The 12,487-nt window shown below is 65.5% G+C and carries 18 protein-coding genes; 9 read left to right on the top strand and 9 right to left on the bottom strand.

Annotated elements, in window-relative coordinates:
• Positions 1–27: 27 nt before the first annotated feature.
• Positions 28–1,356 carry a 30S ribosomal protein S12 methylthiotransferase RimO gene (gene rimO / locus OF829_RS18590; RefSeq protein ID WP_264941676.1) on the bottom strand — a complete coding sequence of 443 codons (1,329 nt, stop codon included), beginning with the start codon at positions 1,354–1,356 and terminating at the stop codon, positions 28–30.
• Positions 1,357–1,455: 99 nt separating this feature from the next.
• Here rimO and OF829_RS18585 point away from each other — a divergent pair, with 99 nt between their 5' ends.
• Positions 1,456–1,860 carry a DUF1761 domain-containing protein gene (locus OF829_RS18585; RefSeq protein ID WP_264941675.1) on the top strand — a complete coding sequence of 135 codons (405 nt, stop codon included), beginning with the start codon at positions 1,456–1,458 and terminating at the stop codon, positions 1,858–1,860.
• Between the two features lie 60 nt (positions 1,861–1,920).
• On the opposite strand, the gene OF829_RS18580 is transcribed toward OF829_RS18585, so the two are convergent.
• The 4 genes from OF829_RS18580 to serS all read right to left on the bottom strand — a co-directional run bounded on the left by OF829_RS18580 (position 1,921) and on the right by serS (position 5,073).
• Positions 1,921–2,259, bottom strand: a complete 339-nt coding sequence (locus OF829_RS18580) for an energy transducer TonB (RefSeq protein WP_264941674.1) — start codon at positions 2,257–2,259, stop codon at positions 1,921–1,923.
• Positions 2,260–2,319: 60 nt separating this feature from the next.
• A complete protein-coding gene (locus tag OF829_RS18575; protein ID WP_264941673.1) occupies positions 2,320–2,664 on the bottom strand; it encodes a DMT family protein in 345 nt (114 codons plus the stop codon).
• Entirely contained in the window at positions 2,664–3,734 is a 1,071-nt protein-coding gene (locus OF829_RS18570) for a M23 family metallopeptidase (protein ID WP_264941672.1), read from the bottom strand. Before OF829_RS18570 ends, OF829_RS18575 begins: the two co-directional genes overlap by 1 nt.
• A gap of 61 nt (positions 3,735–3,795) precedes the next feature.
• The gene (serS, locus tag OF829_RS18565) at positions 3,796–5,073 is read right to left on the bottom strand and encodes a serine--tRNA ligase (RefSeq protein WP_264941671.1); all 1,278 of its coding nucleotides are present in this window, start codon (positions 5,071–5,073) and stop codon (positions 3,796–3,798) included.
• Positions 5,074–5,217: 144 nt separating this feature from the next.
• Here serS and OF829_RS18560 point away from each other — a divergent pair, with 144 nt between their 5' ends.
• From OF829_RS18560 to OF829_RS18545, 4 genes are all read left to right on the top strand, one after another.
• Positions 5,218–5,676: a host attachment family protein gene (locus OF829_RS18560; protein ID WP_264941670.1), complete on the top strand. Its 459-nt coding sequence runs from the start codon at positions 5,218–5,220 to the stop codon at positions 5,674–5,676.
• Positions 5,677–6,098: 422 nt separating this feature from the next.
• On the top strand, positions 6,099–6,617 hold the full coding sequence (locus OF829_RS18555) for a hypothetical protein (protein ID WP_264941669.1): 519 nt from the start codon (positions 6,099–6,101) through the stop codon (positions 6,615–6,617).
• Positions 6,618–7,333: 716 nt separating this feature from the next.
• The gene (gene dksA / locus OF829_RS18550; RefSeq protein WP_264941668.1) at positions 7,334–7,801 is read left to right on the top strand and encodes an RNA polymerase-binding protein DksA; all 468 of its coding nucleotides are present in this window, start codon (positions 7,334–7,336) and stop codon (positions 7,799–7,801) included.
• Positions 7,802–7,997: 196 nt separating this feature from the next.
• Positions 7,998–8,375, top strand: coding sequence for a PilZ domain-containing protein (locus OF829_RS18545; RefSeq protein WP_264941667.1), 378 nt, complete (start codon positions 7,998–8,000; stop codon positions 8,373–8,375).
• A gap of 150 nt (positions 8,376–8,525) precedes the next feature.
• Here OF829_RS18545 and OF829_RS18540 read toward each other — a convergent pair whose 3' ends face one another.
• The gene (locus OF829_RS18540; protein WP_264941666.1) at positions 8,526–8,681 is read right to left on the bottom strand and encodes a YdcH family protein; all 156 of its coding nucleotides are present in this window, start codon (positions 8,679–8,681) and stop codon (positions 8,526–8,528) included.
• A 173-nt stretch (positions 8,682–8,854) separates the two neighbouring features.
• Between OF829_RS18540 and OF829_RS18535 the strand changes: the two genes are divergently transcribed.
• Together OF829_RS18535 and OF829_RS18530 are read left to right on the top strand one after the other, a co-directional pair.
• The gene (locus OF829_RS18535; protein WP_264941665.1) at positions 8,855–9,052 is read left to right on the top strand and encodes a YdcH family protein; all 198 of its coding nucleotides are present in this window, start codon (positions 8,855–8,857) and stop codon (positions 9,050–9,052) included.
• Positions 9,053–9,162: 110 nt separating this feature from the next.
• Positions 9,163–9,621, top strand: coding sequence for a DUF1465 family protein (locus OF829_RS18530; RefSeq protein WP_264941664.1), 459 nt, complete (start codon positions 9,163–9,165; stop codon positions 9,619–9,621).
• Positions 9,622–9,782: 161 nt separating this feature from the next.
• On the opposite strand, the gene OF829_RS18525 is transcribed toward OF829_RS18530, so the two are convergent.
• Positions 9,783–10,727 carry an NAD(P)H-dependent flavin oxidoreductase gene (locus OF829_RS18525; protein WP_264941663.1) on the bottom strand — a complete coding sequence of 315 codons (945 nt, stop codon included), beginning with the start codon at positions 10,725–10,727 and terminating at the stop codon, positions 9,783–9,785.
• A gap of 90 nt (positions 10,728–10,817) precedes the next feature.
• Between OF829_RS18525 and OF829_RS18520 the strand changes: the two genes are divergently transcribed.
• Together OF829_RS18520 and OF829_RS18515 are read left to right on the top strand one after the other, a co-directional pair.
• Entirely contained in the window at positions 10,818–11,099 is a 282-nt protein-coding gene (locus OF829_RS18520) for a hypothetical protein (protein WP_264941662.1), read from the top strand.
• 94 nt (positions 11,100–11,193) lie between these two features.
• A complete protein-coding gene (locus OF829_RS18515; RefSeq protein WP_264941661.1) occupies positions 11,194–11,481 on the top strand; it encodes a hypothetical protein in 288 nt (95 codons plus the stop codon).
• A gap of 4 nt (positions 11,482–11,485) precedes the next feature.
• Here the strand turns inward: OF829_RS18515 and OF829_RS18510 are convergent, their stop codons facing one another.
• Positions 11,486–12,010, bottom strand: coding sequence for a gamma carbonic anhydrase family protein (locus tag OF829_RS18510; protein WP_264941660.1), 525 nt, complete (start codon positions 12,008–12,010; stop codon positions 11,486–11,488).
• Positions 12,011–12,020: 10 nt separating this feature from the next.
• Positions 12,021–12,245, bottom strand: a complete 225-nt coding sequence (locus tag OF829_RS18505; protein ID WP_264941659.1) for a hypothetical protein — start codon at positions 12,243–12,245, stop codon at positions 12,021–12,023.
• Between the last annotated feature and the right edge of the window lie 242 nt (positions 12,246–12,487).

Here is a 12,487-nt window from a genome sequence, read left to right as displayed (position 1 = left end):
GGCCATCGCGGGCATTGAGTTCGGACCCTAACCGACGGGCACGCCGAACAGGTCGTGCTCGTCGGCATCCTCGATCTCGACCCGCAGGATGTCGCCCTGCTTCAGATGCCCGGCGTCACGGAGATGGACTTCGCCGTCGATCTCGGGCGCGTCGGCCTGTGAGCGGCCGGTGGCGCCTTCACCCTCGACCGCATCGATGATCACCTCGAGCGTGCGGCCGATCTTGGCCTGGAGCTTGGCGGCCGAGATCGCCGCGGTCTTTTCCATCACCCGGGCGTAGCGCTCTTCCTTGACCTCCTCGGGCACCGGGTCGGGGAGCGCGTTGGCGGCGGCGCCCTCGACCGGCTCGAAGCGGAAGGCGCCGACGCGATCGAGCTGGGCTTCGTCGATCCAGTCGAGCAGATACTGGAAATCCGCCTCGGTCTCGCCGGGGAAGCCGACGACGAAGGTAGAGCGGATCGTGATGTCGGGGCAGATCTCGCGCCAGCTCTTGAGCCGTTCGAGCACCTTCGCCTCGTTGGCGGGGCGGCGCATCGTGCGCAGGACGCGCGGGCTGGCGTGCTGGAAGGGGATGTCGAGATAGGGGAGCACCAGCCCCTCGGCCATCAGCGGGATGACCTGGTCGACATGCGGGTAGGGGTAGACATAATGGAGTCGCACCCACGGCGCGATCTTGCCCAGTTCGCGGGCGAGATCGGTCATGTGGGGCACCACCTCGTGGCCCTTCCACATGCGCGGCTCCTTGCGGATATCGACGCCGTACGCGGACGTGTCCTGGCTGATGACCAGCAGCTCCTTGGTCCCCGCCTCGACCAGCTTCTCGGCCTCGCGCAGGATCGCGTCGGGGCGGCGGCTGACCAGGTCGCCGCGGATCGAGGGGATGATGCAGAAGGCGCAGCGATGGTTGCACCCCTCCGAGATCTTCAGATAGCTGTAGTGGCGCGGGGTGAGCTTGAGTCCCGCCTCAGGCACCAGGTTGAGGAAGGCGTTGGCCGGCATCGGCGCGGCTTCGTGGACGGCGCCGACGACCTCCTCATATTGCTGCGCGCCGCTGATCGCGAGTACCTGGGGGAAGCGCGCGCGGATCACCTCGGCCTCCTTGCCGAAGCAGCCGGTGACGATGACGCGGCCATTCTCGGCGATCGCCTCGCCGATCGCCTCGAGCGACTCCTCCTTGGCGCTGTCGAGAAAGCCGCAAGTATTGACCAGCACCACGTCGGCGCCGGCATAATCGGGCGACATCGAATAGCCGTCCGAGCGGAGCTTGGTGAGGATGCGCTCGCTGTCGACGAGGTTCTTGGGACAGCCCAAGGAGACCATGCCCACGCGAGGGGCTTCGGGAAGTCTGGTTGCCATGATTGGCCGCGCACATAGGCGTTTCGCGGGAAAAAGCTAGCTGAGGGGTTTCCGCAGGTTTATCGTGCCCCATCCGAAACAAGAATGACGGAGGGGCAAATGGGGACCGAGATTCACTGGTTGGCAGTGATCGCCGCGGGCGTGGCCGCGTTCATGGTGGGCGGCGTTTGGTACAGCGCATTGTTCGGCAAACTCTGGATGGCCGCGCGCGGGGTGACCCCCGATTCGATGCAGAAGGGCAATGTGAAGCTGCTGTTCGGCATTACCTTCCTGCTCGATCTGTTCATGGCGTTCATCCTCGATCATGTGCTCGGAACGTATCACTATCCGCCGTTGACCGGGACGCTGCTGATCGCGGGCGGGATCGCGCTGGGCTTCGTGATCCCGTCAATGCTGGTCAATTATCTCTACCAGCAAGCCAGCCGGAACCTGATCCTGATCGACGCAGGCCACTGGTTCTTCGCCTTTCTCGCGATGGGGGCGGTGCTGAGCCTGCTGAGCTGATCGGGCCCATTCCGCTCCGGCAAGCGAGGTCCAATCGGCTTGGATCCGGCGCCAAGCCGGCTAGAAATCCCAGCTAAATTGCTTGGTCACGCTTGCCGCGACCGGTTGCCCGTCCGCATCCAACTTCGGTTTGAACCGGGCGCGTGCGAGCATCAGCTCGCAGGTGGTGTCGTCGAGAAGCGGGTAGCCGGAGGATTTCACGATCGTGCACGCGGTAGGGCAGCCCGCAGCTGAAACCTCCAGCCTGAACGTCACCACACCGCGCATGTTCTTGCGCCGGGCCTCGCGCGGATAGTCGGCGCTGCTGACCCATGGGCGGCTGCCGTTCGGCGGCGGGCCGCAAGGCGCAGCCTGTGGCTGAACCATCGTTGCGCTGGCGAGGATCGTCAGAAAAATCATCTTTTTGCCCCGGCTATCTCGACGTCAGCCTATGGCCTAGCGCGCCCGTGTCCAGTCCATTCAGGCAGGCGCGCGGAACACGAACCACGCGCCCGCCGCGATCAGCGCGAAGCCGATCGCATGGTTGAGCGTGATCTTCTGGCCCAGATAGAGGATCGAGAAGCCCGCGAAGACGGTGAGCGTCACCACCTCCTGGATCGCCTTCAATTGCGCGGGCGAATAGACGCTGCTGCCCCAGCGGTTGGCGGGCACCGCGAGGATATATTCGGGCAGCGCGATCGCCCAGCTGACGAGGATGACCAGCAGCAACGGCGCGGCCTTGAAGCGCAGATGGCCGTACCAGGCGAAGGTCATGAAGATGTTCGACGCGATCAGCATCGCGATCGGGAGGATGCGCTCCGGCATCAGCGCGCCGGGAGCCTCGGGAGCGGATCGACGGGCGTGCGGCCCTGGCGGATCTCGAAATGCACCTCGGGCCGGTCCGCGGCGAAGCCCGAATTGCCCGAAAGCGCGATCATCTGGCCGCGCTTCACCGATTGGCCGCGGCGCACGAGGATCTGGCCGGCATGGCCATAGACCGTCGTCCAGGCATCGCCATGGCGCAGGATGACGAGCCCGCCGAGCGCGGGGATATCACCCCCGGCATAGGCGACCACACCGTCCGCCGCGGCGAGGATCGGGGTGTCGAGCGGGACCGCGATCTTGATCCCGTCATTGACCTCGCCGCTGGCGCCGGGGCCGAAGCGTTTAACCACGGTTCCCTGCACCGGCCATTGGAACGGGGTGCTGAGCCGCGCCGGGGTGGCGACGGTGGCGGTCGGGGGCAGGGGGCGGCTGGGCGAGGTGGTGGGCGTGCGCGGGCGCTGGTTGGCGGCGAGCGCGGGCTGGCCGCCCGTCACGATATCGTCGATGTCGAGATGGAAGCGCGCGGCGCGCTGCTCGAGCGTCTCCGGCCCGGCATCGGGGATCAGGATGCGCTGCCCGGTGCGCAGGATATAGGGCTCTTCCAGATAGTTGACCGTGACGACGCGGCCCCAGTCGACGCCATAGGCGCGCGCGATCGCGATCCCGGTCTCGCCGTCGCGGACGATATGATAGCGGCCCGCGGGGATCTGGAGCCGCTGGCCCGGCTGGATCGTATAGGGCGGGGCGAGCCCGTTGGCGCGCGCGATCGCTTCGGATCCGGCGCCGGTCTTGACCGCGATCAGGCGGAGCGAATCCCCGTTGCGGACCACATAGGTGCTCGCCGGCACCTCGCGCGCATCGGGGGTGACGGGGCGCATTTCCCAGCTTTGCTGCCCATTGGGGATCGTGCCGGGCTCAAGCTGAAGGCCGGGGCGCGGAGTCGGCGTGGCCGTCGGGCGCGGCACCGTGCGCTCCGGCGGCGCGGGCTCGTAGCGCTCGCTGGCCATGCGCGGAATGCAGCCGGACAGCAGCATCAGCGCGACCGGCAGCAGATATGCCCTTCTCCCCATCGCCCTTTCCCCAACTCCCGCCCGCTTCATATCGCACGCGGTGGCGCGCGTCACTCAGATGTCATGCGGAGGGTTCGAGCCGGTTGAGCCCGCGCAGATAGGGCTGGAGCGCTTGCGGAACCGCGACCGAGCCATCCGCCTGCTGGTAATTCTCGATCACCGCGACCAGCGTGCGGCCGACCGCGAGGCCCGAACCGTTGAGCGTGTGGACGAAGCGCGTGCCCTTCTCGCCCTCGGGCCGGTATCGCGCGTTCATGCGGCGCGCCTGGAAATCGGTGCAGGTCGAGCAGCTCGAAATCTCGCGGTAGCGCGCCTGGCCGGGGAGCCAGACTTCGAGGTCGTAGGTGCGCGCGGCGGAGAAGCCCATGTCGCCGGTGCACAGCTTCATCCGGCGGAAATGCAGGCCGAGCTTGGTGAGGATATCCTCGGCACAGGCGGTCATCCGCTCATGCTCGGCGTCGCTGGTCTCGGGCGTGGTGATCGAGACCATCTCGGCCTTTTCGAACTGGTGCTGGCGGATATAGCCGCGCGTGTCCCGCCCCGCTGCGCCGGCTTCGGAGCGGAAACAGGGGGTGAGCGCGGTGAAGCGCAGCGGCAGCTCGGCTTCGGACAGGATCTGCTCGCGCACGCTGTTGGTCAGGCTGACTTCGCTGGTGGGGATCAGCCAGCGGCCATCCTCGGTGCGGAAGCTGTCTTCGGCGAATTTGGGGAGCTGGCCGGTGCCGAACATGATCTCGTCGCGGACGAGCAGCGGCACCACGGCTTCCTCATAACCGTGATCGCGGGTCAGCGTATCGAGCATGAACTGGCCGAGTGCGCGGTGGAGGCGGGCGGCGGACCCGCGGACGAAGGTGAAGCGCGAACCGGCAAGCGCCGCGCCGGTCTCGAAATCGAGGCCGAGGGCAGGGCCGATCGCGTCATGCTCCTTGGGGTCGAAATCGAAGTCGGGCTGGCTGCCGATCAGATGCATCTCTGCATTCTTCTCCTCGTCCGCGCCCTCGGGCACATCGGCGAGCGGCAGGTTGGGGATCGCGGCGAGCAGACTATCTAACTCGCTTTGAAGCTTGCCTTCTTCTTCCTCAGCCTGCGGCACATGCTGCTTAAGGAACTGCACTCGAAGTTCGAGCTCGGAGGGGACAGTTTCGCCACGCGCCTTTAGCTGTCCGTAGCGCTGCGAAAGCTCCTTCCTCTCGGCCTGAAGCGACTGAGTGTGAGCGATGTTGTCCCGCCGCCGCTGATCAAGTTCAACGAGTTGCGAGGCCATGGGCGCGAGCCCGCGCTTGGCCAGGCCCTCGTCGAAAAGTCCGGGATTTTCCCTAATGGCGCGAATGTCGTGCATGGGCGAGGCCTATGACCGGGAGCGACGGCGGGCGCAACCCGGCCTGGGGGAGGGACCGGCGTTCTGCTGCAGCGGTTTGGTGGGAAACCGCAACCGCCGTCGCTCCCTCCGCGTTACATCGGCAAGCAACCAAGGAGCCTTGCCATGCGCGTGCCGCACAACGCCTTCGTCCTCGTCGCCGATGGGCGCAAGATGCTGTTCCTCCGGAACGAGGGCGACGCCGATATCCCCAATCTCCAGGTCGCGAAGAAGCGGGTCGACCGGCACAATCCCGATCATAACGAGCAGGCGACCGATCTGGCCGGCGGCGCGCCGGGCACGCGGACTGCGGGTGCCCAATGGGGCGGCGGCAATATGGACGAAGCGGATTTCCACCAGCTCGAGGAAGACCGCTTCGCGGCCGAGACCGCGGGACTGCTCAAGGAATGGGCGCTGCGGGATGAGTTCGAATCGCTGATCGTGGTGGCGCCGCCGCGGACGCTGGGCGAGCTGAGGAAGCATTATCACAAGGAAGTGACCGACCGGCTGGCGGGCGAGATCGGCAAGGACCTGACCGGGCACACGGTGCCGCAGATCGAGGAAGTCCTGTTGAAGGCGGAGTGAAACTACCAGCCGTCATCCCGGCGAAAGCCGGGACCCAGAGCCCCGAGCGTTGCGCTTTGCAACTCTGGGTCCCGGCTTTCGCCGGGATGACGATAGTGGGTTAGGCCGTAATTTCGGCCTTCTTCTTCGCCAGCCGCTTGCGCGCGACCAGGGCTGCGGCGGCGCCGCCGAAGAGGAGGATCATCGGCGGGGCGGGAACCGGCGAGGGGCCGCCCGACGAACCGCCGCTCGAACCGCTCGATCCGTGACCGCCCGACGAGCCGTGGCCGCTGCTGGTGCTCCAGCCGCTCGAATTGCTCCACCCGCTCGAACCATGGCTCGATGAGCCATAGCTGCTCGAACCCTTGGAGCTCGACCCGTAGCTGCTCGAACCGTGGCTGGAGGAGCCGAAGCTGCTCGATCCGCTCGAGGTGCTCGACGAGTTGGACGACGAGGTTGACCCCGAAGTCGAGGAAGAGTTCGACGACGAAGTCGAAACGCCGCTCGAAGTCGAGGAAGAGTTGGACGAGCTGGTCGAGACGCCGCTCGACGAAGACGTGCTGACGCCGCTCGACGTGGACGAACTTGATCCACCCGTGGAGGAGCTGTTCGACGAGCTGGAGCCGCCCGTGGAGGAGCTGGTCGAGCTGCCGCCGGTCGAGGTCGAGGAACCGCCGGTCGAGCTGCTCGTGGACGAGCCGCCGGTCGAGGAGCCGCCGGTCGAGGAACTGGTCGACGAGCCCGTCGAGCCGGTCGAGGAGACGCCCGACGAGGTCGAGACCGCGCCGCTCGACGTGCTGGTCGACGAGATGGTGATGCCGCTGCTGCCCGAGCTGCCGCTGCCGCCCGAGCTGCCGAAAAAGCCGCCGGCGAAGAAGCCGCCGATGAAGCCGCCGCCCGACGAACCGCCGGTGACCGCCGCGCTGCTCGCGCCCGCCGAGGAGGCGACGCCCGAGCCGTAATTCTGGGGAGGCAGCGGGATCGGCGCGCCCTGGGTGGTGACGGTCACCACCGCGGGCGGGCATTGCTGCTGCGTCGTCGTCACCACGCGGCGGACGGTGCGCGGCGTATAGCTGCGCACCGCGACGCGGCGGACCGCGGTGCGGCGATAGGTGGCGACCGGCCCGCGATGCGGCGCGGCATAGACGCGGCGTGGCTGCTGCTGTTGCTCGGCGACATAAACGCCGCCACCGCCCACCAGCGCGCCCCCGCAGGTGCAGGCACAAAGTTTTGCCAAGGCCATGCGAACCGACATGATGTCCCACTCTTCCCGATGCTGGCGTGCTTTCCCCGACGGAACGTCAGCAGCTCTCACGCAAGCTCATGCGATAAAAGTGCAAAACAAACTATTAAGTGCAACTCTGTTAAGCGCTGTTTACCTTCTTCTTGGACGAAATTTGCAGGGCGCGGCGCACGGGTGGTGGTTAATGTTCGACTTCGGTACAGAGTCCCGCTCTATTCATTATCTGTTTGTTAAGATGACTGGTTAATCGCGCCAGTTTGCGAATCGTGATCTGGTTCAGCAACGAGCAATTTCCCCCGATTTATGGGACATTTGACGTGTAACCCCGTGGATTCATCGGCTTGTTATCGGGTTTGCGCGCAAGTATAGGGCCCTCGGGCAAGAGGCGGTTTACGAGCGGCAGCATGTCACTCGAGACCGGTGTGGAGAGTGGGGATGGCTTCGGTTTTGGATCGAGCTGACGAACCTGGAAAACGCCCGCCGCATGCGGCGAACGATGGCGAAGACGGATACCGGCCCAGCGCCGACGAGCCGTTCATGAATCCGCGGCAACTGGAATATTTCCGCGACAAGCTGCTGGCCTGGAAGGATGCGATCTATCGCGAAGCGGCGGGGACGCTCTCCCAGTTGCAGACCGAGTCGCTCCGCGAGGCCGATCTCACCGACCGTGCATCGAGCGAGACCGACTGGTCGATCGAGCTGCGCACCCGCGACCGGCAGCGCAAGCTGATCTCGAAGATCGACGCCGCGATGCGCCGAATCGAGGATGGCGAATATGGCTATTGCGAAGTGACCGGCGAGCCGATCAGCCTCGCGCGGCTGGAAGCCCGGCCGATCGCGACGATGACGGTCGAGGCGCAGGAGCGCCACGAGCGGCAGGAAAAGGTCTCGCGCGAGGAATAGGCTGCCCCCTCGGGCGCTGTTTTCCGAAAGTTTCGTGCCGTCCCCGGCGTCCGCCGGGGAATGCAATGCGCCGCGATGGGACAGCGTCGCGAAATCTGTCCGCCCGGACCCCCGAAAACCCTGTCCGGTTAACGCTTTCGATAAGATTCTCGCCGTATTCCTTCCGCACGACACCATGTGTTTTCGAGCGGTTTGAATGGACCAGTTTTCGCAAGATCCCCTGACTGCCCTGTCGGCCGATGACTTTACGGGTCAGCGGGCGGGCGCGCGCGACAGCCTGATGCTGACCGCGCAGTTCCGCATTGCCGATCGTGAGGTCACGCAGGTGCGCGTGCGCAATCTTTCTTCGGGTGGACTGATGGCGGAATATGCGCAGCCGATCACGACCGGCACCCCGGTGGATGTCGATGTCCGCGGTGTGGGCTGGGTGAGCGGGCGAATCGCCTGGTCGGCCGAGGGCCGGGTCGGCGTCGCCTTCGATCACGACATCGATCCGATGCTGGCGCGCAAGCCGGTGGGCAAGGGCCCTTCGACCCCGAGCTTCGTCAAGCCGATCCTGCCGGCACGCCGCTAAGCGCGTTTCACAAGACCATGCGACCTGACCCCCTCGGCCGCAACGCCGGGGGGTTTCAGCTTGTGAGGATCACTGGGCTCCGAACCGCGTCCGGGGCTAGGGCAAGGCGTGAGGCGCCACCCTGCGCCTCCGCCGCCAGGACGGCCGCGCTTAGCCCGCGGCCATTTCTTCCTTCACGCGCAACTTCTGCTTCTTCAGCTGGGCGATCAGCATCGAGTCGGGGTTGGGACGCTGCGATTCGCTGGCGATTCGCTGATCGAGCACGGCATGCTTGGCGGTGAGTGCCGAGAAATGCGCGGTGTGCATGGATGCGTTCCTCCTTCAGGATTCAGGCCGGAATGATGATTAGAACATCTTTCCAATCCGTTGTCGCTATGCAGTTCGCGCCATTTTCGGCGGCCCGTAAAAATCGCACGCCAGGCCGTTTGTGCCCGCGATAGTGCGTTGCGGGATGCCGATGTTCCGGGCAGGGGAAGGCGATGGACGATACCGAGATCCGGCACCGCCTCGAGATTCTGCGATCCGAGCACCGTGATCTCGATGCGGCGATCGGCGCGCTGCTCTCGACGGGTCCGGCTGATCAGCTCCAGGTGGCGCGTTTGAAGAAGCGCAAGCTGCGGCTCAAGGACGAGATCGCGCTCCTCGAAGACCAGCTGATCCCCGATATCATTGCTTGATCGCCTCGCGGCGATAGGCGCCGCAACCTTGCCGACGCAAAAACCCCTGATCCGGAACGGGACACAGATTAAGCATTCAGTTACCATGAACCCTGTGGCACCCATTCCGGATGCACGGGGAACAGGGCGCATCGCGGATCCATCGCAAGCTGGTAGACTCGCTATATGTCGAGGCGATGCTGCTCGCCGATGAGGCGCGCGCCTATTTCGACGAGATCGGCCGCGACGAGCGCGACATGCTCGAGGCGATCAACCGCGTCGCTTTCTCGTGCGAATCGCTCAAGGTGACGACCCGGCTGATGCACGTCATCGCCTGGCTGCTCACCCAGCGCGCGGTCGATTCGGGGGAATTGGCCGCGCGCGACGCCCTCTCGCCGTCCAGGCGGCTCGGCAATGCGCCCGAGACCGACGGCGCGGTGCTCGCGGCGATGCCGGCGCAGGCGGCGACGATCATGCTGACCAGCATCGATCTCTATCGCCGCGTCGCGCGGCTGGACGACGCGCTCGAGGAGCCGGTGCCGTCGAGCCCGGCGCGGAGCATGATGGACCGGCTGGCGCTGGCGTTCTGATCCGACCGTCATCCCCGCGAAAGCGGGCCCCAACCATTCCTCTTTCTCTTCGCGTCTTTGCGTCTTGGCGGAATCTCTAGCTTCCTAGAATTTCCGCGAAGGCGCGAAGACGCAAAGAAGAAGTTGGGTCCCGGCTTTCGCCGGGATGACGGATTATGGGTTCACCCACAGATCGCCCCCTTCGCCGCGGCATATTCCGCCTTCAGCCGATCGATCTTCACCGCCGCGGGCTCGACGCAGGTGACCGCGCCGATTCCCTGGCCCGAGCCCCAGATCTCCTTCCACGCCTTGGCGCCGCCGAAGTTCATCGTGCTGAGGTCGCCCTCGGGCAGATTGTCCGGGTCCATCCCCGCTGCGACGATCGAGCTGCGCAGATAATTGCCGTGCACGCCCGTGAAGAGGTTCGAATAGACGATGTCGGCCGCGCGCCCCTCGACGATGCCCTGCTTATAGGGCGGAACCGCATTGGCCTCCTCGGTCGCGATGAAGGCCGAGCCGATATAGGCGAGATCGGCGCCCAGCGCCTGCGCCGCGAGGATCGAGCGCCCGGTCGCGATCGCGCCCGACAGGATCACCGGCCCGTCAAACCATTCGCGGACTTCCTGGACGAAGGGGAAGGGGTTGAGCCGCCCGGCATGCCCGCCCGCGCCCGTCGCGACGAGGATCAGCCCGTCGGCGCCCTTCTCGATTGCCTTGTGCGCGAAGCGGTCGTCGATCACGTCGTGGAGGGTGGTCCCGCCCCAGCTATGGACCGCGTCGTTGAGTTCGGGCCGCGCGCCCAATGAGGTGATGACGATCGGCACCTTCCACTTGGCGCACGCCGCCACGTCATGCTCGAGCCGGACATTGGACTTGTGGACGATCTGGTTGACCGCGAAGGGGGCGGCAGGGGTGTCGGGATGGTCGCGGTCCCACGCCGCCAGTTCCTCGGTGATCTGGTGGAGCCATTCGTCGAGCAGGGTCTCGGGCCGGGCGTTGAGCGCCGGGAAGGAGCCGACGATCCCCGCCTTGCACTGCGCGATGACCAGATCGGGCACCGAGATGATGAAGAGCGGCGCGCCGATGACGGGGAGCCGGAGGCGATCGAAGAGCGGAGGAAGGGCCATGGGCCCAGTTTCATAGCGCAACCGGAATGGCTGTCCAGTTGACGTAGGGGAAGGTGATCGCGGCCCTTCGGTCATGCTATGTGGCGGGCGATGCTGGCCTATCTGCTCATTCCCTTCGGCGTCTTCTTCGCCTGTGTCGTCGCGCTCGGCGTCGAAAAGGGGCGGATCATTGGAATGATCGACAAGAGCGACCCCGATGAGATGGATCGGCTTGGTGGATGGTTCGTCGATGGTCGGCGCCTGCGCGATGTGGACGCGGAACCCGGCACGCCGCTTGCCCGCCGGCTCCGTGTCTATAACGGGTTGTGGTTTCTCGCGCTCTGCGCCGGTCTTGCGATACCGTTGACGCTGGTGTTCGTCGTCCCGCACTGAGGCCCTCGGGATTCTTCCCGAGCTTGCGCGCCGTGAATATGTCTGATCTGTTTCCGCCAGGGCCCGAAAAGGGCTTGGGGGAGGGGTTGTGACGATGGGGGCGATTCGGGCTTATTCTCGGGCCTATTCGAACGAGGCGGCGATCGCGTGCACGGCGGCGTTCGTGATGCTGATCGCGACGGCGATTTCGAATTATTTGCGGCTGGACGTGGACACGGGCGGTGCGCCCTTTGGCGAGTATCTCGGCCAGTTCATGCTGCCTGCGATCCCGTTCGGCCTGGTGCTGGTGCTGCTCGCGTTGCGGAGCCGGGCTGCGGTGACGGTGGTCGCGACACTGGGGACGCTCTTCTATCTGTTCGACTGGATGATGCTTAGGTTCTGACGGGTCAATCCACCCGCTTGAGCCCTTCGGCATATTCGCGCTGCTTGCTGGCATAGAGCGCCGCGGACATCCGCAGCATCGCCTTGGCAGCATCGTCGAGCGGCCGGATCGCCTTGGCGGGCGAGCCGACGATCAGATAGCCGGGCGGAAACACCTTCCCTTCGGTCACCAGCGCGCCGGCGCCAACGATGCAATCCTCGCCGATCACCGCGCGGTTGAGGATCGTCGCGCCCATGCCGATCAGGCTGCGGTCGCCCACGGTACAGCCGTGCAGGATCGCGTGGTGGCCGATGGTGACGTCCTCGCCCACGGTGCAGGGGATACCCGGGTCCGAATGGAGCATCGCGCCTTCCTGGATGTTGCTGCGTGGGCCGACCTTGATCGGAGTATTGTCCGCGCGGATCACCGCGCCGAACCAGACGCTGGCGAGACTGGCCAGATGGACGTCGCCGATCAGGTCCGCGCTGGGGGCAATCCAGGCGTCTTCGGCGAGGACAGGGCGTTGGCCCGCGATTTCGTAGAGCGGCATAGGCCGAGTGTTAGCCGACAACCTCGAAGCTGCCGAGCGGGATCTTCATGCCGAGCATCAGCGCGATCGCGACTGCGCCGAGCAGCACCGCGAGCGTCGAGGAGAGCGAGAACAGCCCCCAGCCCACCGCGGTCACCATCTGCGGTGTCGGCCGCTGGAGTCGATGGTTCTGCTGGATCGTGGTCAGCACGAACATGGCCAGCATCGCGTACATGAAGACGAAGAATTCGGTCATCTCACCCACCCCGGTCGATCCGGAATGCGTAGCGCAGAGATGGTTAACGACCTATGATGCGGCGCACCAATTTATCGCATTCGCGTTTCGCTTGAGCCCGATCTTCTTGCCCCTCTCCCATCGGGAGAGGGTTGCGCAGACTTGGGTCCGCTTCTTCAGCGGGCTCTAGGACGAATCGACATTCAACGCATCCAGATCATGGCTGCGGCGAGGTGGATGAAGGCGAGGAAGTATGCGGCGCG

The organism is Sphingomonas caeni, from assembly GCF_026013415.1.
Taxonomy (GTDB): domain Bacteria; phylum Pseudomonadota; class Alphaproteobacteria; order Sphingomonadales; family Sphingomonadaceae; genus Sphingomonas; species Sphingomonas caeni.
The sequence above is the reverse complement of the archived record's forward strand: the minus strand, read 5'-3'. Positions and strand labels throughout refer to the sequence as shown.

Coding starts and splice junctions, on each gene's coding strand:
- OF829_RS18560 (WP_264941670.1), top strand. CDS start 5,218: ATGCGCGTGCCGCACAACGCCTTCGTCCTCGTCGCCGATGGGCGCAAG.
- OF829_RS18535 (WP_264941665.1), top strand. CDS start 8,855: ATGGACGATACCGAGATCCGGCACCGCCTCGAGATTCTGCGATCCGAG.
- dksA (WP_264941668.1), top strand. CDS start 7,334: ATGGCTTCGGTTTTGGATCGAGCTGACGAACCTGGAAAACGCCCGCCG.
- rimO (WP_264941676.1), bottom strand. CDS start 1,356: ATGGCAACCAGACTTCCCGAAGCCCCTCGCGTGGGCATGGTCTCCTTG.
- OF829_RS18515 (WP_264941661.1), top strand. CDS start 11,194: ATGGGGGCGATTCGGGCTTATTCTCGGGCCTATTCGAACGAGGCGGCG.
- OF829_RS18510 (WP_264941660.1), bottom strand. CDS start 12,010: ATGCCGCTCTACGAAATCGCGGGCCAACGCCCTGTCCTCGCCGAAGAC.
- OF829_RS18520 (WP_264941662.1), top strand. CDS start 10,818: ATGCTGGCCTATCTGCTCATTCCCTTCGGCGTCTTCTTCGCCTGTGTC.
- OF829_RS18530 (WP_264941664.1), top strand. CDS start 9,163: ATGCACGGGGAACAGGGCGCATCGCGGATCCATCGCAAGCTGGTAGAC.
- OF829_RS18540 (WP_264941666.1), bottom strand. CDS start 8,681: ATGCACACCGCGCATTTCTCGGCACTCACCGCCAAGCATGCCGTGCTC.
- OF829_RS18545 (WP_264941667.1), top strand. CDS start 7,998: ATGGACCAGTTTTCGCAAGATCCCCTGACTGCCCTGTCGGCCGATGAC.
- OF829_RS18505 (WP_264941659.1), bottom strand. CDS start 12,245: ATGACCGAATTCTTCGTCTTCATGTACGCGATGCTGGCCATGTTCGTG.
- OF829_RS18575 (WP_264941673.1), bottom strand. CDS start 2,664: ATGCCGGAGCGCATCCTCCCGATCGCGATGCTGATCGCGTCGAACATC.
- serS (WP_264941671.1), bottom strand. CDS start 5,073: ATGCACGACATTCGCGCCATTAGGGAAAATCCCGGACTTTTCGACGAG.
- OF829_RS18580 (WP_264941674.1), bottom strand. CDS start 2,259: ATGATTTTTCTGACGATCCTCGCCAGCGCAACGATGGTTCAGCCACAG.
- OF829_RS18570 (WP_264941672.1), bottom strand. CDS start 3,734: ATGGGGAGAAGGGCATATCTGCTGCCGGTCGCGCTGATGCTGCTGTCC.
- OF829_RS18525 (WP_264941663.1), bottom strand. CDS start 10,727: ATGGCCCTTCCTCCGCTCTTCGATCGCCTCCGGCTCCCCGTCATCGGC.
- OF829_RS18585 (WP_264941675.1), top strand. CDS start 1,456: ATGGGGACCGAGATTCACTGGTTGGCAGTGATCGCCGCGGGCGTGGCC.